Here is a 22,067-nt window from a genome sequence, read left to right as displayed (position 1 = left end):
GATCAGAGCTCGTCGTGGTGCTCCGTGAACGCCCGGCCCATGCCGGTCAGGAAGCGGTGCACCACGTCGAGCTCGGCGTCGTCGAACTGGTCCATCACCGCGCTGGAGCGCCGGCCGAGGGGCCCGAAGAACTCCTGGGCCAGTTCCTGGCCGGGTTCGCCGTAGCGCAGGAACACCTTGCGGCGGTCGGTGTCGCCGCGGTCGCGGCGCAGGTGGCCGTGCCGTTCGAGGCGGTCCACCACGCCGGTCGCGGCCCCGGTCGTGACGTTCAGCAGACCGGCGAGCTCGCCCGCGGTCAACGGGTCCCCCGCGCCTTCGCGCCGCATCACGTGGATGAGGGCCTGCAGGTCGGTGGGGTGCAGGCCGTGCCGGGCGGCGAAGGCGTGCGCGATGCGTTCGGAGACGCCCACGAGGTCGCGGAGGTCGTCGACGACCTCCTGCTCGCGGCGGGCGCGGGGAGTGTCTCGGGGCCGGTACATGCTCATCGGTTTGCCATCCTACTCCTCGACCGGTAGACATCTCAGTCACTGAGAGATTCACTGAACGAGGTGACCATGCGTTTCCTGACCGGCCGTCTGACGGCGTGGCTCGTGCTGCTCGCCGCGGTCCTCCTCGCCGGCGGGGTGAACGCCTTCGGCGGCGAGGCCCCCGCGAGCACCTCCGCGACCAGCGGGCCACCCGCCTCGGCGGAGTCCGTCCGCGCGGCGGAGCTCGCCGCCCCCCTCCCCGACGACGGGGCCGGGAGCCTGCTCGTCGTCTACTCCCGCGACTCCACCCTCACCCCCGCCGACCTCGCCACCGCGAGCGCCCTGGGGACTCCGATCCCCAGCGAGGACGGGCAGGCGGTGCTCGTGACCGTGCCCGTCCAGGTCGACGTCCCCCGCGAGGAACTGGCCGCCACCGTGACGGACCTGCGCGCCCGGGTCGCCCGCGACCTGCCGGCCGGGCTCACGGTCGAGGTGACCGGCGGGCCGGCGTTCAGCGTCGACATCGCCGACTCCTTCAGCGGTGCGAACACGCGGCTGCTGCTGGTCACGGCCGCGGTGGTGGCGTTGCTGCTGCTCATCACCTACCGCTCCCCCGTGCTGTGGCTGGTCCCGCTGGTCGTCGTCGGGATCGCGGACCAGGTCACCACCCGGTTGCTGGAGATCGTCGGGCGCCTCACGGACTCCCCCGTCGACCCCTCCGCGACCGGCATCACGAGCGTCCTCGTCTTCGGCGCCGGGACGGACTACGCCCTGCTGCTCATCGCCCGCTACCGCGAGGAGCTGCGCCGCGAACCCGACCGGCGGGCGGCGATGCGCAACGCCCTGCGGGGGGCCGGGCCGGCCATCGCCGCGAGCGCGACCACCGTCGTGCTCGCGCTGCTGACCCTGCAGGCGGCCGTCCTGCCGGCCGACAAGACCATCGGCCGCGACGCCGCGATCGGGATCGTCGTCGCCCTCGTGTTCGGACTGCTGGTGCTGCCGAGCGCCCTCGTGGTCTGCGGACGGCGGTTGTTCTGGCCGTTCGTCCCGACGGTGGGCTCGGTCGAGACGACCCGCACCGGGGTCTGGGCACGGATCGCCGGGGCCGTGCTGGCCCGCCCCACCCGCATCGTCGTCGGTTCCCTGGTGCTGCTCGGGGCACTGGCCACGGGGCTGACCGGCGCGTCGCTGGGGTTGCAGCAGACCGACCAGTTCCGGGTCTCCGCGGAGTCCGTGGACGGCTCGCGCACGCTGTCGGAGCACTTCCCCGGCGCGGCGGCCGAACCCGCGCAGGTCCTCGTCCGCGGGGACGCGGGTGAGCTGGGCGCGGTGCTCGCCGCTGCCGAGGGTGTGACCGGCGTCGACGAGGTCAGGCCGGGACGCACCGCGGACGGGGTGAGCGAACTGCTCGCCACCCTCGACGCCGAGCCGGGCTCGGCGCAGAGCCGGGAGACCGTGGAGCGGCTGCGGACCGCCGTGCAGGCCGTGGCCCCCGACACCCTCGTCGGCGGGACGGAGGCCGAGGCCCTCGACACCCGGACCGCGACGGTCCGCGACCTGCTGGTCGTGACGCCGCTGGTGGTCCTCGTGGTGCTCCTCGTCCTGATCGCACTGCTGCGCTCCCTGGTGGCCCCGTTGCTGCTCGTGGCGACGGTGCTCGCGACCTACGCCGCCGCGCTGGGGGCCGCCAACCTGCTCTTCACCCACGTCGCGGGGATGCCGGGCCTGGACAACCAGGTCCCGCTGCTCTCGCTGCTGTTCCTCGTCGCGCTCGGGGTGGACTACAACATCTTCCTCGTCACACGGATCCGGGAGGAGACCCCGGAGCTGGGGACGCGGGAGGCGGTCCGGGTCGGCGTCGCGGTCACCGGCGGGGTGATCACGAGCGCCGGGATCCTGCTGGCGGCGGTGTTCGCCGTCCTCGGCGTCCTGCCGCTCATCGTCCTGACCCAGATCGGGGTCGTCGTCGGCATCGGGGTCCTGCTCGACACGCTGCTGGTGCGGACGGTCCTCGTGCCGGCGCTGTTCGCACTGCTGGGCCACCGGGTGTGGTGGCCCAGCGCGCTCGACTCCCCGGACGAGCGTCAGACGCGGTTGACGGCCAGCACCTCGGACGTGCCGTCGGCGCGGTAGCGCAGCAGGGTGCGCGAGCCCGGGTCCACGTGGATCCGGCGCTGCATCCGCCCGTCCACCCCGAGGACGGAGCGGAGCAGCACGCGCAGCGGGTCGCCGTGGCTGACCAGGACGACCCGCTTCCCGGCCCAGCGCCGCAGGAGCGCGTCGCGGGCGGCGAGCACCCGTCGTTCCACGGTCAGCAGGGACTCCCCGCCGGGCGGGGCCGCGTCCGGGGAGTCGTTCCAGGCGGCGAACTCCCGGGGCCAGCGCTTGACGACCTCGCCGGCCGTCAGGCCGTCCCACTCGCCGAAGTCGGTCTCGTCCCACTGCGGGTCGGTCACGACGTCGACGCCGAGGGCGTCGGCGATGGCCCGCGCGGTCTGCTGGGAACGGCGCATCGTCGAGGAGACGACGACGTCGGCGCCCGCGACGTCCCTGCAGGCCGCGGCGGACCGCACTTCGGCGAGGCCGCCCTCGGAGAGTTCCGGGTCCTCGCCGTAGCGGCCGGAGACCCGGCGCTGCTCGGTCAGCAGGGTCGAACCGTGGCGCACGAGGACCAGGACGGTCGGCGGTGCGTCGGGGTCCACCGGAGCCGCGGAACCGCCGGAGGCGGCCGCCGGGGCGACGGTCGCGCGCTGCCACTGCCGACCCGCCGCGGCCGCGTCCATGGCCTCGTTGGCGAGGCGGTCGGCGTGGGAGTTCTGCGCCCGCGGGATCCAGCCGAAGTCCACCAGACCCGGCCGGACCAGCGCGCGGGCCTCCTGGGCCAGGGTGCGCATGTCGGCGTGCTTGACCTGCCAGCGTCCCGACATCTGCTCCACGACGAGCTTGGAGTCCATCCGGACCTCGATCCGCGCGTCCGGGTCGATGGCGTGCGCCGCCCGCAACCCCGCGACCAGTCCGCGGTACTCGGCGACGTTGTTGGTGGCCCGCCCGATCGACTCGGCGACCTCGGCGAGGACCTCACCGCTCGTCGCGTCCTTGACCACGGCGCCGAAGCCGGCCGGGCCCGGGTTGCCCCGGGACCCGCCGTCGGCCTCGATCCGCAGCACGCGGGACATCCTCAGAGACCCGACTGGTCCGTGCGCACGAGGATCCGCCCGCACTCCTCGCAGAACACGATCTCGTCGGAGGGCGCCGAGCGGATCGTGGAGATGTCGGAGGCGTTGAGGTCGAGGTGGCACCCCTCGCACCGACGCGCCCGCAGCATCGCCGCACCGACCCCGCTGCGGGGCGCGCGGACCTTCTCGTAGAGGGCCACGAGGGCGTCGTCGATGCCCATGACGATGGCCTGGCGACGCGCCAGGGTGGCGGTCTCCTCACCGGCGATGGCCGCGAGCGCCGCGTCGCGGCGCCCCGTGACGTCGGCGATCTGCTCGGCGAGCTCGCTGTCGGTGGTGGTGAGCTCGGCCGCGGCGAACTGGACCTGCTCGAGGCGCTCCATGACCACGAGCTCCTCGTCCTCCAGCACTCCCTGCCTGCGTCCGAGGGACTCGAGCTCGTGCTCCAGGGCGGCGGCGTCCTTGGCCGAGACCCCGCCGGACTGCAGTCGCTTGGTGTTGCGGTCGGCGCGGTCGCGGACCTGCGCGACGTCACCCTCGGCCTTCGCGACCAGTCGTTCGACGTCGCTGACGAGGGTGCGGGCGGCGACGAGCATGTCCGCCGAACGCCGGCGTTCCTTCTCGAGGCCGTCGAGTTCGACCTGCTCGGGCAGCGTCTTGCGACGGTGCGCGAGCTGCGCGAGACGGGTGTCGATGGCTTGCAGGTCCAGCAGTCGCTGCTGGTCGATCGCCGGAGCCTTCGGCATGCGCCGGCTCACTCTCCTCGGCTGGGGACGCGCAACGTCCAGGGGTCGGTGCGCGTGGTGGACACGTGGGCGACCACCGTACGGCCGAGAGCGGCCAACGCCACCACCAGGCGGTCCGCGCACCCCGCCAGCCACGGCCACTCGCTGGCCCAGTGGGCGACGTCGACGAGGTACGGGCGCCCGTCCTCGAAGCCCGCCCGCTCGCGGGCCTCGGAGGCGGGGTGGTGGCGCAGGTCGGCCGTGACGTAGACGTCGGCGCCGCTGGCCCGGACCTGGTCGAAGAGGCTGTCGCCCGATCCCCCGCAGACGGCGACCCGCTGGACCACTGCGTCGGCGTCCCCCGCGACGCGGACGCCCTGCTCGGTCTCGAGCAGCGCCTGGGCCACGCGGTCGGCGAAGTCACCGAGGCGTTCGGGGACGGCGAGGTTGCCGACGCGACCGATCCCGAGCTCCGGGTGCCCCGGCAGCGGCTCCAGCGGGACGAGGTCGTCGAGGTCGAGGACGCGCGCGAGGGCGTCGGAGACGCCGGGGGCGCCGGCGTCGGCGTTGGTGTGGGCGACGTAGATCGCCAGTCCGGACCGGATCGCGCGGTGCAGGACACCGCCCTTGAACGTCGTGGCCGCGACGGAGTTCACCGGCCGCAGCAGCAGCGGGTGGTGGGTGACGAGCAGGTCCGCCCCGGCGGCGATGGCCTCCTCCACGACGGCCTCGACGGGGTCGACCGCGAAGTGGACCCGGCGCACCGGTGCGCTCGGGTCACCGCAGACGAGACCGACGGCGTCCCAGGACTGCGCCCACTCCAGCGGGTGCATGGCCTCGAGGGCGTCGGTCACCTGGCGCAGGGTGGGGGGCTCGCCGGCCGGGGAGATCACGGGCCCTGACCCTAGCGGTCGGGCGGGCGCTACGGTGGTCCGGTTGGGGCCTGTAGCTCAGTTGGTAGAGCACCGCGTTTACACCGCGGCTGTCGTCGGTTCGAGCCCGGCCGGGCCCACCTCAGAGCTGGTCGAGCGCGCTCAGGTGCGTCGCGAGGGACCGGGGCGCACCGAGTTCCCCGCGCAGGCTCCAGCGCACGGTGCCGTCGACGACCAGCAGCGACAGGCGCTGCGACACGCCGAGGTCCTCGTCGAAGGCACCCAGGTCGCGGGACACCGCCCCGTGCGGCCAGAAGTCGCTGAGCAGGGGGAAGGGGTAGAACCGGTCCTCGGCCCAGGACTTCAGCGACGTCACGGGGTCGCAGGACAACGCTGCGACCTGCACGCCCGCGTCGTCGAAGCGCTCGATCTCGAAGGCGAGGGACCCGAGCTCGGCCGTGCAGTGCGTCGAGAACGCCGCCGGCACGAGGACCAGCAGCGCGGGCCCCTGGGCCCACAGCTCACGCAGGGCCAGCCGCTCGCCGTGCTGGTCGGGCACCACCGCGTCCGGGACGGGGAAGCGGTCTCCCCGTCCCGGCGTGGTGCGCAGCTCGTTCAGCGACGGCCGTTCTTCGGCGTCGTCATGCGTGTCCCCGCCCAGTTGGCGGAGGCGCTCACGCTCGTCGTCGCGTGCAGGCCCGCCGTGGGGGCCGCTTCGTCGATCTCGGCCGCGGGGACGTGGCCCGCGCGGTTCTTCTTCGGCGTCAGGAGCCAGACGATGCCGCCGTCGGCGAGGTTGGTGATGGCGTCGACGAGTGCGTCCACCAGATCACCGTCACCCTCGCGGTACCAGCAGATCACGACGTCCGCGACGTCGTCGGCGTCCTCGTCGAGCAGCTCGCTGCCGACCAGGTCCTCGACGGCCTGCCGGAAGTCCTCGTCGACCTGCTCGTCCCAGCCGAACTCCTGGACCAGTTGCCCGGACTTGAAGCCCAGCTTGGCCACTGCAGCCTCATCGGCCGCAGGGTCCGCGGTCGCACCCACTCGTGTTCCTGCCTCTCTCAAGGCCCCACTCCCGGTCGGTGGGGACGCTGAACGTGCTCGTGACCTCCTAGTGCACCGGAGAGTGCACCCCCAGCGCAAGGCGAACCGCCCGCACGGTGGGATCACGAGCCCATCACGACTCGTCCACCGACGTCGCGGCGGGGGCTGCCAGGAGGCCCCGGGGGTGGCACTCTGAGCACGTGGGAAGGGTCACCGTCCGTACGCGCACCGTCCGTCTCGACCTCGCCGAGGGATCCGCCGACGCCCGACCGGACACCCTCGCCGTCGAGGAACCGCTGCAGCTCGAGGTCGACGGCGAGCAGCTGACGGTCACGATGCGCACCCCCGGCGACGACGTCGACCTCGCCCTGGGCTTCCTGCACGCCGAGGGCCTGCTGACCGGCGCCGACGACGTGGTCCAGGCGATCCACTGCACCGACGTGGGCCCCGACGGCGAACCGACGTACAACCTGCTCCGGATCACCGCCCGCCCCGGCAGCCGGCTCGCCGGTCCGCGGGTGGCCCGGCCCTTCACGACGACGTCGGCCTGCGGGGTGTGCGGCTCGGCCAGCGTCGACGACGTCCTCGCCCGCGTCCCCGCCCCGCTGCACGACGACCCGCTCACGCTGCGCACCGACGTCCTCGCCGTGATGCCCGACACGTTGCGCGCGGCGCAGGCGGCGTTCGAGCGCACCGGCGGGCTGCACGCGGCGGGACTGTTCGACGCCGACGGCACCCTGCTCTGCCTGCGTGAGGACGTCGGCCGGCACAACGCCGTCGACAAGGTCGTCGGATGGGGCCTGCGGGAGGGGCGCCTCCCGTTGCGCGGCACCGTGTTGGTCGTCTCCGGACGCGCGTCCTTCGAACTCGTCCAGAAGGCCGCGATGGCCGGGGTGCCCGTCCTGGCGGCGGTGTCCGCCCCCTCCTCCCTCGCCGTCTCGCTGGCCCGGGAGGTGGGGATGACGCTCCTGGGTTTCGTCCGTCCCCCGCGCGCGAACGCCTACTCCCGGGAGGACCGGCTGGTCCCTCCCGGGCCGCCGGAGCGGACCGGGGTGGGTCGGTGTCCGACGTCGGTCCTAACCTGAGTCCAGGAAGAGCTGGGCCCCCGCGGCTTCCAACCGGACCGCGGGACCCTCGACGACAGCGGGAGGACCACCACCGTGGCCAGACGCGATGAGGCGGGCAACGGCCCCGCCGGCAAGGGACCCATCCTCAACGGGATGCCCTCGCAGTTGCCGGACATCGACCCCGAGGAGACGGCCGAGTGGCTCGCCTCCCTCGACGGCGTGGTCGACGACCGCGGGAGCACCCGGGCGCGCTACCTGATGCTGCAGCTGCTGCAGCGCGCCCGTGAGCGCCAGGTCGGCGTCCCGAGCCTGACGGCGACCGACTACATCAACACCATCGGTCCCGAGAGCGAACCCTGGTTCCCGGGTGACGAGGAGGTCGAGCGCCGCTACCGCGCCTGGATCCGCTGGAACGCGGCGGTCATGGTGCACCGCGCGCAGCAGCCGGGCATCGGCGTCGGCGGCCACATCTCCACCTACGCCTCCTCCGCGACGCTCTACGAGGTGGGGTTCAACCACTTCTTCCGCGGCAAGGACCACGCGGGCGGCGGCGACCAGGTCTTCATCCAGGGCCACGCCTCCCCCGGTGTCTACGCCCGCGCCTTCCTCGAGGGCCGGCTCTCCGCCGAACAGCTCGACGGGTTCCGCCAGGAGGTCTCCAAGGCCCCGAACGGGCTGTCGTCCTACCCCCACCCCCGGCTCATGCCGGACTTCTGGGAGTTCCCGACGGTCTCGATGGGCCTCGGCCCGGCGAACGCGATCTACCAGGCGCAGTTCAACAAGTACCTGCACAACCGCGGCTTCAAGGACACCTCGCAGCAGCACGTCTGGGCCTACCTCGGCGACGGCGAGATGGACGAACCGGAGTCGCGCGGTTTCGCGCAGCTCGCGGCCTACGAGGAACTCGACAACCTCACGTTCGTCGTGAACTGCAACCTGCAGCGCCTCGACGGCCCGGTGCGCGGCAACGGGAAGATCGTCCAGGAGCTCGAGGCGTTCTTCCGCGGTGCCGGCTGGAACGTCATCAAGGTCCTCTGGGGCCGTGAGTGGGACACCCTGCTGGCCCAGGACAACCAGGGCGCCCTGGTGAACCTCATGAACGCCACCCCCGACGGGGACTACCAGACGTTCAAGGCCGAGAACGGCGCCTTCGTCAAGGAGAACTTCTTCGGGCGCGACCCGCGCACGGCGAAGCTCGTCGAGGGCATGTCCGACGACGAGGTCTGGAACCTCAAGCGCGGCGGCCACGACTACCGCAAGGTCTACGCGGCCTACCAGGCGGCGGTGAACCACACCGGTCAGCCGACGGTCATCCTGGCCAAGACCATCAAGGGGTACGGCCTCGGGCCGCACTTCGCGGGCCGCAACGCGACCCACCAGATGAAGAAGCTGACGCTGGAGGACCTCAAGCTCCTGCGCGACTCGCTGCGCATCCCGATCAGCGACGAGCAGCTCGAGAAGGACCCCTACCGCCCGCCGTACTACCACCCGGGTGAGGGCGACGAGTCGATCCAGTACCTGCGCAAGCGCCGCGCCGACCTCGGCGGGCCCGTGCCGCAGCGACGCGTCCAGCACGCTCCGCTGCACCTGCCGGGCGAGGACTCCTACAAGATCGCCGCCAAGGGGTCCGGCAAGCAGGAGATCGCCACCACCATGGCCTTCGTCCGCCTGCTCAAGGACCTCATGCGGGACAAGGAGTTCGGCAAGCGCGTCGTGCCCGTCATCCCCGACGAGGCCCGCACCTTCGGGATGGACTCGCTGTTCCCGACGATCAAGATCTACAACCCGCACGGGCAGCAGTACACCTCCGTGGACCGCGAGCTGATGCTCGCCTACAAGGAGGCCACCGACGGGCAGATCCTGCACGTGGGCATCAACGAGGGCGGTTCGATGGCCGCCTTCACCGCGGCCGGGTCGTCCTACGCCACGCACGGGCAGCCGATGGTCCCGATCTACGTCTTCTACTCGATGTTCGGGTTCCAGCGCACGGGCGACAACATCTGGGCCGCGGCCGACACCATGGCCCGCGGGTTCATGATCGGCGCGACGGCGGGGCGCACGACGCTGACGGGTGAGGGCCTGCAGCACGCCGACGGCCACTCGCTGCTGCTCGCGGCGACGAACCCGGCGGTCGTGTCCTACGACCCCGCCTACGCCTACGAGATCGGCCACATCGTCAAGGACGGTCTGCGCCGGATGTACGGCGAGGACCCCGAGAACGTCATCTACTACCTGACGGTCTACAACGAGCCGATGATCCACCCGGCCGAACCGGCGGACGTGGACGTCGAGGGCATCCTGCGCGGCATGCACCGCATCTCCGTGGGCGAGGGCGACGGTCCCCGGACCCAGCTGCTCGCCTCCGGTGTCGGCGTGCCGTGGGCGCTGGAGGCCCAGCAGCTGCTGAAGGACGACTTCGGCGTCGTCGCCGACGTGTGGTCGGTGACGAGCTGGAACGAGCTGCGCCGCGACGGCCTGGAGAGCGACGAGCACGCGTTCCTCAACCCCGGCGAGGACCGTCGGATGCCCTTCGTGGAGCAGAAGCTCGGGGAGACCACCGGCCCCGTCGTCGCGGTCAGCGACTGGATGCGTCAGGTGCCCGACCAGATCGCGCAGTGGGTTCCGGGCGACTTCGCCTCCCTGGGCGCCGACGGGTTCGGCCTGTCCGACACCCGCGCGGCGGCCCGTCGCCACTTCCACATCGACGGGCCCTCCGTCACGGTCCGGGCCCTGGAGATGCTCGCCAAGCGCGGTGAGATCGACTGGCGCGCACCGGGTCAGGCCATCGAGAAGTACCGGTTGCACGACGTCCGTGCCGGGCGCAGCGGCAACGCGGGCGGCGAGAGCTGACCCGGCGGTGACCGCGCGGTGAGCAGCCGGCAGCTGCTGCCCGAGGAGGTGGGGATCACCGTCCTCGGGCGGTTGCTGCTGGTCGGACTCGGCGCCGGCGCGCTCATCGGGGGCGCGACCGGCGCCGTCCTCGGTGCGGGGACGGCGGGCGGCCCCTGGACCGAGGTCTACGTCTACCTCGGAGTGGTGGTCGGGCTCTTCGCCGGCGTGCTGACCCAGTCCGTGACTGCTCTGGTGGTGCACCTCGTGCACCACCGCGTGGCGTGGGGGACGGTGCAGCGCAGCGCCCTCGTGCCCCCCGTGCTGGCCTCGGGTGTCCTCGCGGTGCTGGCGGGCGATCCGCTGCCGGCCGACCTGGGCCTCGCGGGCGCCGTCGCTGCGGTGTCCCTGGCCGCGGTGGCCGCCGTCGCCACCGTGCGGTGGTGCCTGGCCCCCTACCCGCGGCCCCGGTGGTGACTCAGCGGCGCGCGCGGTCCGCGCGGGCCAGGGCGTCCTCGAGTTCCGTGCGCAGCTGCACGACACGGCCGGTGTCCGGGTGGTCGGCGAGCGCCTTGAGGTGACGCCGCGCCTCGGCGAGGCGACCGGCGTCGATCGCGGCCGCCACCAGGTGACGGCCCGCCTCGAGGTCGTGGTCGCGCGGGCGCCAGTGCCCGACCCCCAGGCTCAGGGCCTCGTCGTTCATCCCGGCCTCGCGCAGGACGGCGAGCGCGGCGGCCAGGGCCTGGCCGCTGGTGTCGCGGTCGGCGGCGATCCCGAGCCGACGCAGGGCCGCGTCCCGGTCGTCGGTCAGCGAGAGCCGCCCGAGCACCAGCAGCGGTCGCCACGCCCTGGGGCTCTGGGCGAGTTCCTCCGCGAGGGCCCACACCGCGTTGTCCGCGGCGCGCTGCACCTCGGCGGGGTCGGGGGTGGCGTCCTGCGACTCCCGTCCGCTCAGTTCCTCGTGGGCCAGCGCGGCGCGGGTGCGGACGAGTTCGGCGAGGGTGGCGAAGGCCCGTTCATCGTTGGGGTCCTCACGCAGCACCTCGCGCAGCTGGGCCTCGCCCAGCACCGCCTCGGCCTGCTTCGCGCGTCGACGTGGACGGCGGCTGGGCGGGCGGGCATCGGGAACGGTTGCGGGGCGCGGCGTGCGCCACCTGTCGAGCAGTCCCATGCGTCCCCTTCCGTGGACCCCCCGGGGAACGTCCCCGGAGGTCGTCGGGCGGGTCACCCGGGCTGACCCTAGCCCAGGCGGGGGAACCCGGCCCCCTGCGCGGACCGGCACCTGCGCTCGACACCGGGGGTGGGTCCGTCACGCCCTACGCTCGCGTGCGTGTCCACCGCCCGGTCCGAACTGTCCCCGTCGACGGTCCGACGCCTGGAAGCGGCCCAGGGATCCTTCGCCTCCGCGATCGCGGCCCGGATGGACTCCGCCCACCCCTGGTACGCGGCGCTGCCCGCGGACGAGCGGTCCTGGGTCGGGCTGGTCGCCCAGGCCGGGTTCGGCGACTTCCTGCGGTGGCTCTCCGAACCCGAGCCCGACGTCCTGGCCGGGATCGCGGTCTTCGGGACGGCACCGCGGGAGCTGATGCGCTCGGTGACCTTGCAGCAGACCGTGGAGCTCGTCCGGACGGCGATCACGGTCGTGGAGGAGGGACTGGACGCGGTCGTCGGCGACGGGCACCCGGCGGAGCAGGTCATCGCCCGCCAGGCCCTGCTGCGCTACTCCCGCGAGGTCGCCTTCGCCGCGGCCGCCGTCTACGCCCGGGCCGCTGAGGCCCGCGGCGCGTGGGACGCGCGGCTGGAGGCGCTGGTCGTCGACGCGGTGCTGCGCGGCGACGGCGAGGACACCATCGCCTCCCGCGCGGCGGCGCTGGGCTGGAGCCTCGACGAGTCGACGACCGTGGTCATCGGTCCCTCCGGGGAGACCTCCGCCGGCGCGGTGGCCCGGATCCGGACGCTGGCCCGCGCGGCGGGCGGCGAGGCGCTCGTCGGTGTGCAGGGTGACCGCCTCGTCGTCGTCCTCACCGGCGGACTGGACGTGCAGGCGACGGCGGAGCAGCTGGCGCGCAGCGAGTTCGGGCCCGGTCCGGTCGTCGTCGGGCCCACCGTCGCGACGTTGCCGGTCGCCGCGCGCTCGGCCCGGGCGGCGCTCGCGGGTGTCGTCGCGGCCCGCGCGTGGCCGGAGGCCCCCCGGCCGGTGCTGGCCGACGACCTGCTCCCCGAACGGGCCCTCAGCGGGGACGCGACGGCGAGACGCGCCCTGGTGGACCGCGCCTACGTCCCCCTCGAGGAGGCCGGCGGGGCCCTGCTGGAGACGTTGACGGCCTACCTCGCCCACGGTGGGTCGTTGGAGGCCTGCGCACGCTCGCTGTTCGTCCACGCCAACACGGTCCGCTACCGACTGCGACGGGTCGCCGAGGTCTGCGGCTGGACGCCGTCGGCCCCGCGGGAGCGCTTCGTCCTGCAGACGGCTCTGGCGTTGGGCCGGTTGTCGCAGGCCGGGCCGGGTGGGCGGGCAGAGGGCCCACCGCTCGGTCGCTGAACCGTTCCCCACGCAGCGTCCCAACTCGGTCACGCACCGTTCACCCCTGCGAGTGGCCTCCGGTCCCCTCCTTGGAGGATCCCTACAAGGCGGGCCCGCAAAGTCGGTTCGCGTCGTGACCGTGTCCGAGGCCCCGCACCGGGCAGGCTGTCACGGTGCTCGTCTTCGTCTTCCCCGGCCAGGGTTCGCAGTCACCCGGCTTCCTCGCCCCCTGGCTCGAACTGCCGGGGGTCGCGGACCGGCTGAACTGGGCCTCCGCCGTCGTCGGCGACGACCTGCTCGCCCACGGCACGGTCTCCGACGCCGAGACGCTGCGCGACACCGCCGTCGCCCAGCCGCTCATCGTCGCCGCCGGCCTGCTGGGGCTGCGCGAACTCGTCACCTCCCCCGCCGACCTCGCCGCCACGGCCGGGGCCGTCGCGGGCCACTCCGTCGGTGAGCTCACCGCCGCCGCCGCAACCGGTGCGCTCGCCCCCGAGCAGGCCCTCGTCCTGGTCCGCGAGCGCGGTCGCGGAATGGCCGCCGCCGCCGCCGTCCGCCCCACCGGGATGAGCGCCGTCCTGGGCGGTGACCCCGCCGAGGTCGCCGCGGCGCTGCAGGAGCACGGACTCACCCCCGCCAACGCCAACGGCGGCGGGCAGACCGTCGCCGCCGGCACCCTCGAGGCGCTGGCCGCGTTCGCGGCGAACCCCCCGGCCAAGGCGCGGGTCGTCCCGCTGCAGGTCGCGGGCGCCTTCCACACCGAGCACATGGCCCCCGCCGTCGGCGCGCTGGCCGCGCTGGCCGCGGGGATCGATCCCGGGACGGCGAGCGTGCCGATCGCCGCCAACGCCGACGGGGAGCTCGTGACCGACGGTCAGGCCTTCCTCCAGCGGCTCGTGGCGCAGGTCAGCCGCCCCGTCCGCTGGGACCTGGTGACCGAGGCGTTCGCCCGGCTCGGGGTGACCGGTTTGATCGAGGTGCCCCCGGCGGGCACACTCACGAACCTGGCCAAGCGCACACTGAAGGGCGTGGACGTCCTGGCGCTCAAGACGCCGGACGACCTGGACAAGGCCCGCACCATGATCACCGACCACGGTGGCCTGGCCGCGACCGTGACGACCTCGGAGGCCACCCTGTGACCGCACTGACCGCTGCACCCACCCGCGAGGCACGCATCCTCGGGGTCGGCGCCCACCGCCCGCCCCGGGTCATCGACAACGCCGAGGTGTGCACCTGGATCGACTCCTCCGACGAGTGGATCCAGCAGCGCACCGGCATCAAGACCCGTCGCTGGGCGGCCCCCGACGTCTCCGTCGTCGACATGAGCGAGGACGCGGGCGCGAAGGCCCTGGCCGCCGCCGGTCTCAGCGGTTCCGACGTCGACGCGGTCATCCTCGCGACGGTCTCCTACCCCTTCCAGACCCCCGCGGCCGCGGCCGTCGTGGCCCACCGCCTGGGGGCGACCCCGGCGGCCGCGTTCGACATCTCCGCCGGCTGCGCGGGGTTCTGCCACGGCGTCGCCCTCGCGAGCGACCTCGTCCGCGGCGGCACCGCCCGCAACGTCCTCGTGATCGGGGCCGAGAAGCTCTCCGACTTCACCGACCAGCACGACCGCTCGACGGCGTTCCTCTTCGCCGACGGCGCGGGTGCCGTCGTCGTCGGCGCCTCCACCGAACCCGGCATCGGGCCCACGATCTGGGGCTCCGACGGCGGTCAGGCCGACCTCATCAAGTCCAAGTTCTCCTGGCTGGAGCTGCGCGCGGGCCAGTCCGGCGACGCCGCGCTGGCCGCGGAGGAGCCCGAGACGGTCGGCGAGGTCGAGCACTGGCCGTTCCTGGAGCAGCAGGGCCAGTCGGTCTTCCGCTGGGCCGTGTGGCAGATGGCCCCCGTGGCGCAGGCCGCGATGGACGCCGCCGGCGTGAGCGCCGGGGACATCGACGTGTTCGTGCCGCACCAGGCCAACGCGCGGATCATCGACGCGATGGTCAAGCAGTTGAAGCTGCCGGAGAGCGTCCACGTGGCCCGCGACATCGTCGACATGGGCAACACCTCGGCCGCCTCGGTGCCGCTCGCGATGGAGCGCGCGGTCGCCGACGGTGACGCGCCCTCCGGTGGGCTGGCCCTGCTCATCGGCTACGGCGCGGGCCTGTCCTACGCCGCCCAGGTCGTCCGGCTCCCGTAGTCGGATGTCGTCTCCTGGCCACGAACCCCGTGGTCAGGTCGTTACCGGTGACCGCCAGGTCGCCGACCAGATGGAGGAGCAACGCATGGCCAGTGAGCAGGAGATCCTCAGCGGTCTCGCCGAGATCGTGAACGAGGAGACGGGCCTGCCCACCGACAGCGTCCTCGCGGACAAGTCCTTCACGGACGACCTCGACATCGACTCGCTGTCGATGATGACGATCGTCGTGAACGCCGAGGAGAAGTTCTCCGTCCGCATCCCCGACGAGGACGTCAAGAACCTGCGCACCGTGGGCGACGCCGTCGCCTACATCTCGCAGGCCCAGGGCTGAGCACCACCCACCGGCCGGCCCGCTCCCGCGGGCCGGCCACCCCGCCCCACACCACAGTTCGCCGCAGGGCTTCAGGAGGAGCTGACCGATCATGACCTCGACGACCACGAACAGGACGAGTTCGTCGCGCCGCGTCGTCGTCACCGGGCTGGGCGCCACGACTCCGCTCGGCGGCGACGTCCGCACCAGCTGGGAGGCCGCGCTCGCCGGCCGTTCCGGCGCCCGCTCGATCACCGACCCGTGGATCGAGGAGTTCGAGCTCCCCGTGACCTTCGCCGCCCAGGCGGCGGTGCGCGCCGACTCGATCCTCGAACGCCGCGAGATCAAGCGGCTCGACCCGTCCCAGCAGTTCGCCGTGATCGCCGCCCGGGAGGCGTGGGCCGACGCCGGCTCCCCCGAGGTGGACCCGCTGCGCCTGGGCTCGGTCGTCGCCACCGGCATCGGCGGCATCTGGACCCTGCTGACGGCCTACGACACCCTCAAGGAGAAGGGCGCCCGCCGCGTCCTCCCCCTCACCGTCCCGATGCTCATGGCCAACGGCCCGACGGCGGCGATCAGCATCGAGTTCACCGCCCGGGCCGGGGCGCACACCCCGGTCAGCGCCTGCGCGTCCGGCGCCGAGGCCATCGCCTACGGCGCCGACATGATCCGCACCGGCCGCGCCGACATGGTGATCTGCGGTGGTACCGAGGCCGCCATCCACCCGCTGCCGATCGCGTCGTTCACCTCGATGCACGCGATGTCCAAGCGCAACGAGGACCCCGAACGCGCCTCCCGCCCCTTCGACTCAGCCCGTGACGGGTTCGTGCTCGGGGAGGGGGCCGGGATCCTGATCCTGGAGTCCGAGGAGCACGCGAAGGCCCGGGGGGCCCGCATCCACGCCGAGGTGCTCGGCGCGGGGCTCTCCGCCGACGCGTACCACGTGGCCGCCCCCGAACCCGAGGGTGCGGGGATCAGCCGGGCCATGCTCGACGCGCTGCGCCAGGCGGACCTGACCCCGGCCGACATCGTGCACGTGAACGCGCACGCGACGTCGACCCCGGTCGGCGACGTGGCCGAGGACAAGGGCCTGCGCCTGGCCTTCGGTGACGCCGTGGACGGCATCGCGGTCTCGGCGACGAAGTCGATGACCGGTCACCTCCTCGGTGCGGCCGGCGCGGTGGAGAGCATCTTCACGATCCTCGCGCTCCGCGACCGGATGGCGCCCCCGACGATCAACGTCGACGACCTCGATCCCGCGATCACCCTCGACGTCGTCCGCAAGGAGTCCCGTCCGTTGCCGGCGGAGGGTCGCCTCGTCGGCCTCAACAACGCGTTCGGCTTCGGCGGCCACAACGTGAGCGCCGTCTTCGCGACCCCCTGAGGCCCCGCCCCACCAACTTCTGGGGACTTCTCCACCCTTCCTGAGCGCGGGAAGGGTGGAGAAGTCCCCAGAAGTCGTGGGGGGGAGGTCAGCCGACCTGGTGCAGCCAGCGCACGGGGGTGTCGTCACCCGCGTGGCGGAACGCCTCGAGCTCGCAGTCCCAGGCCTCGCCGACGGCCAGCGCCAGCGCACGACGGGCGGCGTCGGCGTTCCCCTCGGCCATGAGGTCCATCGCGGCCCGGACGCGGTCCTCGGGCACCTGGACGTTGCCGTGCACGTCGGTGACGGCGTGGAAGATCCCCAGCGCGGGGGTGTGGCTCCAGCGACCGCCGTCGCAGCCCTGGGACGGTTCCTCGGTGACCTCGAAACGCAGGTGCGACCAACCGCGCAGAGCGGAGGCGAGCAGTGCCCCGCTGCCCTGCGGCGCCTGCCAGGAGTACTCCGCACGCAGGCAGCCGGAAGCGACCGGCTGGCCCGTCCAGTCGAAGGACGCGCGCACACCGAGCACACCGCCGGCTGCCCACTCGATGTGCGGGGTCAGCGCTCGCGGTGCGGAGTGCACGAAGAGCACGCCGCGGGTCGTCGCACCGGACATGCCGTTCTCCTTCTGCGTTGGTGTGAGGGACGTCTTCCCCAACGACCTCACGACACGCAGCGAACGACTATCGGTGATGCTCTGACTACACGGTGTGCTGCTCCGTTACCGCCATCATGCCTCACCGGACACCGACGGCACCACCGCCCCGCCGGAGTCTCAGGAACCACCTCCGCGCTGCCGATGAAGCCTCAGGACCAGCGACGCAGCACCAGACCAGGGGGACCCCACGTGGACGACCAGCTCACCCAGCCCGCCACCAGGGCCGCCACCGGGGAGATCTCCGAGGTCATCCGCCCGGCCGCGATCGTGCCCGAGGAGGCGGCCCGGTCCGTCCTCGTCGAGCTCGCGCTGCGCGACGTGCAGAACGGTGGCGTCTGGCAGGCCGGCCCCTCGCTCTGGAGCCGCTACGACCGCCCCTGGCACGGCGCGGAGAACGCCGCGGGCGCCGAGCTGATCGGGCGCATCCACGTCGCCTACGGCACCCCCACCAAGTACGAGATCACGATCTACCGCGTGACCGTCACCCTCTTCGGCAGCCAGCTCGGCTGGAGCGTGGAGTCGCTGTGCGACGAGGCACTCGGACACGGCGGCCTGCGCCTGCAGGACTGCCCCCGCGCCACCCTCGCCGCTCCCCCGCCCCCCTTCCGCGGCTGACCCCCCCAACTCCTGGGACACTCTCCACCCTTCCCCGGCTCGGGAGAGGTGGAAAGTCCCCCAGAAGTCGTTGCGCGCACGAACGGTGGCACCATCGTCGCGTGCCCGATCCCGCACAGCCCCCGCGCCGTCACCACCACCGTCCCGCCCTGCCCGGCGACGACGCGATCGTCTCCATGGCCGGCGGGGTCGACCCCTCCGCCGTCCAGGAGGCCGCCCACGCCGCGGCCAGCGCCCTCGTCCACGGGGCCCGCTCCGCCCGGGACTCCGAGGTCACCCGTCGCGTCGTCCGGCTCGCGCAGGACGAGGGCCTCGAGGTCATCGCCGACCTGTGGGCCGACGCGCCCGCGGACACCCTCGCGGGCGCGCTGTGGCGGCTGTACGTCCTGCGGACGTGGGTGCAGCGCCAGCCCGTCGCCGTCGCCCGCCAGTACGGCGAAGGCCGCCGCCACGCCCCCGTCCTGGAGGTCGTCGCCGGGGTCGCCGACCCGCCGGGCCCCGCCGAGGTCTCGGCCATGGTCGACGCCGTCCTCACCGGGGTGGCGGAGGGGGACTTCGCCGTCACCCTCGAACGGGCCGCGGCCTTCTGCCGGATCCTCGCCGTCGGCCGGGCCCACGACGCCGACGCCCCCGCGGCGGAGGACGCCGCGAGCGCGCTGACCCACTCCGCGGCCCGCCTCGTCCGCACCGCGGAGCAGCTCGAGCACGCCGCCGGACGGTGGCGACACGGAGATCTGGGCTGACCCGCAGCGCGCCTGGGCTGGGCGCATCGCCGAGGGCTCGTTACAATGGGAGGGCGTCGGGCCGCGGTAGCCCCGGGTCCCAATTTGAAGCCGCTACGAGCGGCCGTGCGCCGTGAGGCGCTTCCCGGTCCGGCGCACCTTCGTGAACACCAGGGTCAGGTGAAGAGCCCCTCGCCCCACGAGCCCCCCGCGGAGATCCCGGGCGGGCACGCGAAGATCGCCGAGCCGGTGTGCTTGAGGTACTCCGTGAGCGCGTCCTTCGCGCCGAGCTTGCGCTGGACCGCGACGAACTGCGACGCGGGGTCGTTGCCGAAGACGATGAAGAACAGGCCCGCGTCGAGCTGTCCCGTCGTCAGGTCGAGGCCGTCGGTGTAGGAGTAGCCGCGGCGCAGCATCCGCATCCCCCCGTTGGTCTCCGGCGCAGCCAGGCGCACGTGCGCGGCGACGTCGATGGCCGGCTTCCCGGTGGCCGAGGTCTTCGCCAGGTCGAGCGCGTCGAACTCCCTCGTGCCCGACAGCGGCGCCCCGGAGACCTTGGCCCGGCCGATGACGCGTTCCTGCTCGTGCAGCGAGGCCCGGTCCCAGCTCTCGATGAGCATCCGGATGCGGCGGGCGACCAGGTAGGTCCCGCCCCGCATCCACTCCTGGTCGACGGCGGGCGACCCCTCGCCCCCGACCCAGACGAAGCGGTCGAGGTCGGCGGTGTCCTCGGCCCGCAGGTTGGCGGTGCCGTCCTTGAAGCCCATCAGGTTGCGCGGCGTCGCCTGCGTGCTCGACGTCGTCGAGGTGCGCCCGAAGCCCAGCTGCATCCAGCGCACGGTGACGACGCCGCGCCCGATGCGCACGAGGTTGCGGATCGCGTGGAAGGCGACCTGAGGGTCGTCCGCGCAGGCCTGCAGGCAGAGGTCGCCGCCGCACTTGGTCGGGTCGAGCTGCTCCCCCGGCAGCGCGGGGAGCTCCTCGAGGTTCGCGGGGCGACGCTCGGCCAGGCCGAAGCGCTCGTCGAACAACGAGGGCCCGTAGCCGAGGGTCACGGTGAGGTTCGCGGCCGGCAGTTCGTGGGCCTCACCGGTGTCCTGGGGCGGTTCCCCCGGAGCGCCACCGAGGCCGCCCGGGCCGCCGACGGGGACCCCGGTCGCCATGGTCGCGGTGGCCTCGCTCCAGCGCTGCAGGACGTCGGCGAGGTCGGCGGGGTTGCGGCTCGTGACGTCGAGCGCCGCGAACACCAGGGAGTCCTGGGCGGGGGTGACGATGCCGGCCTGCCGGGTGCCGTGGAAGGAGACCGTCGAGGCCGCCCCGGCCGCCGCGGTCGCCGTGGTCGCGGTGTCCCGCCCCGCGAGGGCGCTGACGCCGACACCGACCCCGGCGGCTCCGACGACCGCAGCGCCCGTGAGGACGCCGCGACGGCTGGGACGAGAGGCGCTCACGGGTTCGTCCTCACTGGTCCGCAGCGCCGACGACCTTGCCGGACACCGTGGACAGCGGCTCGGCCAGCGCGTCGACGTCGGTCGCGAGCTCGCGGACCTGGTCCTGGGTCAACGTCGTGTAGAGGGCGTAGGTGTCGCCCTGCTGGTAGGGCGCCAACGCAGCGGTGACGGTGTCGAACTGGGTGGTGAGGGTCGTCACCAGGTCGGGGTCGGTGACCTGCAGCGCCGGGGTCAGCAGGTTGAAGGCCTTGCGGGCGCCGTCGACGTTGGCCGCGAAGTCGAGCAGGTCGAGGTGGGAGTACGCCTCCTCCTCGCCCGTCACCTTGGACTTGGCGACCTCGTCGAGCAGTCCGCTGGCTCCGTTGGCGAGGTCGGCCGGCTGGTAGGTCGTCGTCTGCACGAGCTCGGCAAGCTTCACCACGTTCGCGTCGAGCTCCTGGGCCACGGGGGTCATGCCCGCCGTCGTGCCGTCGACCCAGAGGGCCTGCTCGATGCGGTGGAAACCGCCCCAGGTGCTCGGGTCCTCGACGTCGGCGATGCGCGCGTCGATGAGCGGGTCGAGGTCGCCGAAGCTCTCGGCGACGGGTTCGATGCGCTCGTAGGGCACGCGCGCCGGGCCGTAGAGGGACTTGGCCTTCTCGACGTCGCCGGCCTGCACCGCCGCGGTGAAGGCCGAGGTCGCGGTGACCAGGTCGGCGACCTGGGCCTTGACGTAGTCCTGGTAGCCCTGGGTGGCGGCCGCGAACAGCGGGTCCGCGGTGCCCGACGCCGACGCGGCGGCCCCCGTGACGGTGAACTTCGAGGACTCGGTGGCGGCGTTGGGGCACTGGACGGTGTAGTCGCCGGCGTCGAGCGTCAGCGAGAACGTCCCCTTCAGCCCGGGGGTCAGGTTCTCCCGCTCACCGACGATCCGGCCCCCGGAGTTCACCAGTTCGCCCTCGGTCACCGAGCTCGCGCCCTCGTTGACGACCTCGAAGGTCCTGGCCCCCGCGGTCACCGAGGTCGGCTCCGCGGTGCAGCCGTCGTCGGTGAGGGTGATCTTCACGGTGCCCGGGGCGCCGGCGGCCCCGCCGGAGGCCGCCTCAGAACCCCCGCCGCAGGCGGTCAGCAGCAGGAGGGGACTCGCAGCGAGGGCGAGGAACAGGCGGGGCTTCGTGGTCACGACAGACCTTTCGCAGGGACGCGGGAGAGCGGGAGTCAGACGGAGACGGGTTGCGACGCGGCAGGCTGGCGCGAGCGCCGCGGCCACAGGACGACGACGAGCATGGGCACCAGGTAGACCAGCCAGCCGATGACCTCGGCGACGGTCGGTCGGGGCTGCCAGCCGAGGACGCCCATCAGGAGGGCGGCACGGACGGTGCCGGGCTCCACGACGGTGGAGAGGTCCAGCGCCTGGGCCTGTCCGGCCAGCAGCCAGCCCGCCTCGTAGGCGGTGTGCGCGGCGGACATGACCAGCCCGGCGGCGACGAGGACGAGCAGGACACCCGTGACGCGGAACAGGCGAGCGAGGTCCAGCGTGATGCCGCCGCGGTAGATCAGGTAGCCGAGGCCGACGGCCAGCAGGATCCCGAGCGAGGCACCGACCGCGCCCTCGGCGTTGCTGCCGGAGGCCTGGTAGGTGGCGAGCAGGAAGACCGAGGTCTCGAGCCCCTCGCGCAGGACGGCGAGGAAGGCCATCGCGACCAGCGCCCACGCGGAGCCCTTGGCCAGGGCGCTCGAGGCGGAGGCCTCGAGGTCGGACCTCATGGAGCGGGCGTGGCGGGTCATCCAGACGATCATGTAGGTGACCATCGCGACGGCGACCAGGGCGAGGACGGTCTCGAGCTGTTCCTGCTGGCGCTGCGGGAGTTGCTGCGTCGCGGCCTGCAGGGCGGCGGCGACCCCGACGCAGAGGGCGACGGCCAGCACGACCCCCGCCCACACGGAGCGCAGCGCACGACGCTGCCCGCGCTGGACGAGGAAGGCGGCGACGATCCCGACGATGAGAGAGGCTTCGAGGCCTTCACGCAGTCCGATGACGAACGTGGCGAGCACGGGGAACTCCTCCGGCCGGGACGATGGGGAC

General features: G+C 73.3%; 22 protein-coding genes and 1 tRNA gene. 12 read left to right on the top strand and 11 right to left on the bottom strand.

Annotated features, from left to right (window positions below):
- Window positions 1-2 precede the first annotated feature (2 nt).
- A complete protein-coding gene (locus AC0I8G_RS08120) occupies window positions 3-485 on the bottom strand; it encodes a MarR family winged helix-turn-helix transcriptional regulator (protein ID WP_471729456.1) in 483 nt (160 codons plus the stop codon).
- Window positions 486-554: 69 nt separating this feature from the next.
- Here AC0I8G_RS08120 and AC0I8G_RS08115 point away from each other — a divergent pair, with 69 nt between their 5' ends.
- Window positions 555-2,600, top strand: a complete 2,046-nt coding sequence (locus AC0I8G_RS08115; protein ID WP_471729455.1) for an MMPL family transporter — start codon at window positions 555-557, stop codon at window positions 2,598-2,600.
- On the opposite strand, the gene AC0I8G_RS08110 is transcribed toward AC0I8G_RS08115, so the two are convergent.
- From AC0I8G_RS08110 to AC0I8G_RS08100, 3 genes are read right to left on the bottom strand one after another with little or no spacing between them, the layout of a single operon-like run.
- A complete protein-coding gene (locus AC0I8G_RS08110) occupies window positions 2,552-3,643 on the bottom strand; it encodes a bifunctional RNase H/acid phosphatase (RefSeq protein WP_471729454.1) in 1,092 nt (363 codons plus the stop codon). The genes AC0I8G_RS08115 and AC0I8G_RS08110 overlap by 49 nt on opposite strands.
- A gap of 2 nt (window positions 3,644-3,645) precedes the next feature.
- Complete coding sequence (locus tag AC0I8G_RS08105; protein ID WP_471729453.1) at window positions 3,646-4,389, bottom strand: zinc ribbon domain-containing protein; 744 nt, start codon at window positions 4,387-4,389, stop codon at window positions 3,646-3,648.
- A gap of 8 nt (window positions 4,390-4,397) precedes the next feature.
- Window positions 4,398-5,258 (bottom strand): Nif3-like dinuclear metal center hexameric protein, encoded by an 861-nt coding sequence (locus AC0I8G_RS08100; protein WP_471729596.1) that lies wholly within the window; start codon window positions 5,256-5,258, stop codon window positions 4,398-4,400.
- A 49-nt stretch (window positions 5,259-5,307) separates the two neighbouring features.
- Between AC0I8G_RS08100 and AC0I8G_RS08095 the strand changes: the two genes are divergently transcribed.
- Window positions 5,308-5,380 (top strand) — tRNA-Val (locus AC0I8G_RS08095).
- Between the two features lie 2 nt (window positions 5,381-5,382).
- On the opposite strand, the gene AC0I8G_RS08090 is transcribed toward AC0I8G_RS08095, so the two are convergent.
- Window positions 5,383-5,850, bottom strand: coding sequence for a peroxiredoxin (locus AC0I8G_RS08090; RefSeq protein ID WP_471729595.1), 468 nt, complete (start codon window positions 5,848-5,850; stop codon window positions 5,383-5,385).
- 5 nt (window positions 5,851-5,855) lie between these two features.
- Window positions 5,856-6,284, bottom strand: coding sequence for a DUF3052 domain-containing protein (locus AC0I8G_RS08085; protein WP_380157175.1), 429 nt, complete (start codon window positions 6,282-6,284; stop codon window positions 5,856-5,858).
- Between the two features lie 200 nt (window positions 6,285-6,484).
- On the opposite strand from AC0I8G_RS08085, the gene fdhD reads away from it, so the two are divergent.
- The 3 genes from fdhD (at window position 6,485) to AC0I8G_RS08070 (ending at window position 10,657) form a co-directional block, all read left to right on the top strand.
- Entirely contained in the window at window positions 6,485-7,369 is an 885-nt protein-coding gene (fdhD, locus tag AC0I8G_RS08080; protein WP_471729452.1) for a formate dehydrogenase accessory sulfurtransferase FdhD, read from the top strand.
- A 135-nt stretch (window positions 7,370-7,504) separates the two neighbouring features.
- Window positions 7,505-10,201: a pyruvate dehydrogenase (acetyl-transferring), homodimeric type gene (gene aceE, locus AC0I8G_RS08075; RefSeq protein ID WP_471729594.1), complete on the top strand. Its 2,697-nt coding sequence runs from the start codon at window positions 7,505-7,507 to the stop codon at window positions 10,199-10,201.
- Between the two features lie 18 nt (window positions 10,202-10,219).
- Window positions 10,220-10,657: a hypothetical protein gene (locus AC0I8G_RS08070; RefSeq protein ID WP_471729451.1), complete on the top strand. Its 438-nt coding sequence runs from the start codon at window positions 10,220-10,222 to the stop codon at window positions 10,655-10,657.
- Window position 10,658: 1 nt separating this feature from the next.
- Here the strand turns inward: AC0I8G_RS08070 and AC0I8G_RS08065 are convergent, their stop codons facing one another.
- Window positions 10,659-11,351: a hypothetical protein gene (locus AC0I8G_RS08065; protein ID WP_471729450.1), complete on the bottom strand. Its 693-nt coding sequence runs from the start codon at window positions 11,349-11,351 to the stop codon at window positions 10,659-10,661.
- 159 nt (window positions 11,352-11,510) lie between these two features.
- On the opposite strand from AC0I8G_RS08065, the gene AC0I8G_RS08060 reads away from it, so the two are divergent.
- The 5 genes from AC0I8G_RS08060 (at window position 11,511) to fabF (ending at window position 16,580) form a co-directional block, all read left to right on the top strand.
- Entirely contained in the window at window positions 11,511-12,722 is a 1,212-nt protein-coding gene (locus AC0I8G_RS08060; RefSeq protein ID WP_471729449.1) for a PucR family transcriptional regulator, read from the top strand.
- Window positions 12,723-12,877: 155 nt separating this feature from the next.
- The gene (locus tag AC0I8G_RS08055) at window positions 12,878-13,843 is read left to right on the top strand and encodes an ACP S-malonyltransferase (protein ID WP_471729448.1); all 966 of its coding nucleotides are present in this window, start codon (window positions 12,878-12,880) and stop codon (window positions 13,841-13,843) included.
- Window positions 13,840-14,886, top strand: a complete 1,047-nt coding sequence (locus AC0I8G_RS08050) for a beta-ketoacyl-ACP synthase III (protein ID WP_471729447.1) — start codon at window positions 13,840-13,842, stop codon at window positions 14,884-14,886. The genes AC0I8G_RS08055 and AC0I8G_RS08050 overlap by 4 nt, the downstream gene beginning before the upstream one ends.
- 85 nt (window positions 14,887-14,971) lie before the next feature.
- Window positions 14,972-15,217 (top strand): acyl carrier protein, encoded by a 246-nt coding sequence (locus AC0I8G_RS08045; protein ID WP_012086932.1) that lies wholly within the window; start codon window positions 14,972-14,974, stop codon window positions 15,215-15,217.
- A 91-nt stretch (window positions 15,218-15,308) separates the two neighbouring features.
- Window positions 15,309-16,580: a beta-ketoacyl-ACP synthase II gene (gene fabF / locus AC0I8G_RS08040; RefSeq protein ID WP_328295528.1), complete on the top strand. Its 1,272-nt coding sequence runs from the start codon at window positions 15,309-15,311 to the stop codon at window positions 16,578-16,580.
- Window positions 16,581-16,668: 88 nt separating this feature from the next.
- On the opposite strand, the gene AC0I8G_RS08035 is transcribed toward fabF, so the two are convergent.
- Entirely contained in the window at window positions 16,669-17,175 is a 507-nt protein-coding gene (locus AC0I8G_RS08035; RefSeq protein WP_328295527.1) for a DUF3145 domain-containing protein, read from the bottom strand.
- Between the two features lie 231 nt (window positions 17,176-17,406).
- On the opposite strand from AC0I8G_RS08035, the gene AC0I8G_RS08030 reads away from it, so the two are divergent.
- Together AC0I8G_RS08030 and AC0I8G_RS08025 are read left to right on the top strand one after the other, a co-directional pair.
- Window positions 17,407-17,832 (top strand): hypothetical protein, encoded by a 426-nt coding sequence (locus AC0I8G_RS08030; RefSeq protein ID WP_471729446.1) that lies wholly within the window; start codon window positions 17,407-17,409, stop codon window positions 17,830-17,832.
- Window positions 17,833-17,933: 101 nt separating this feature from the next.
- Window positions 17,934-18,575 carry a hypothetical protein gene (locus AC0I8G_RS08025; RefSeq protein WP_471729445.1) on the top strand — a complete coding sequence of 214 codons (642 nt, stop codon included), beginning with the start codon at window positions 17,934-17,936 and terminating at the stop codon, window positions 18,573-18,575.
- 155 nt (window positions 18,576-18,730) lie between these two features.
- Here the strand turns inward: AC0I8G_RS08025 and efeB are convergent, their stop codons facing one another.
- The 3 genes from efeB to efeU are packed head-to-tail and all read right to left on the bottom strand — an operon-like array spanning window position 18,731 to window position 22,036.
- Window positions 18,731-20,002, bottom strand: coding sequence for an iron uptake transporter deferrochelatase/peroxidase subunit (gene efeB, locus AC0I8G_RS08020; RefSeq protein ID WP_471729444.1), 1,272 nt, complete (start codon window positions 20,000-20,002; stop codon window positions 18,731-18,733).
- Between the two features lie 10 nt (window positions 20,003-20,012).
- Window positions 20,013-21,164 carry an iron uptake system protein EfeO gene (gene efeO, locus AC0I8G_RS08015; RefSeq protein ID WP_471729443.1) on the bottom strand — a complete coding sequence of 384 codons (1,152 nt, stop codon included), beginning with the start codon at window positions 21,162-21,164 and terminating at the stop codon, window positions 20,013-20,015.
- A gap of 35 nt (window positions 21,165-21,199) precedes the next feature.
- Window positions 21,200-22,036: an iron uptake transporter permease EfeU gene (efeU, locus tag AC0I8G_RS08010; RefSeq protein WP_471729442.1), complete on the bottom strand. Its 837-nt coding sequence runs from the start codon at window positions 22,034-22,036 to the stop codon at window positions 21,200-21,202.
- Window positions 22,037-22,067 lie beyond the last annotated feature (31 nt).

Source organism: Kineococcus sp. AC630 (genome assembly GCF_979255925.1).
The sequence above is the reverse complement of the archived record's forward strand: the minus strand, read 5'-3'. Positions and strand labels throughout refer to the sequence as shown.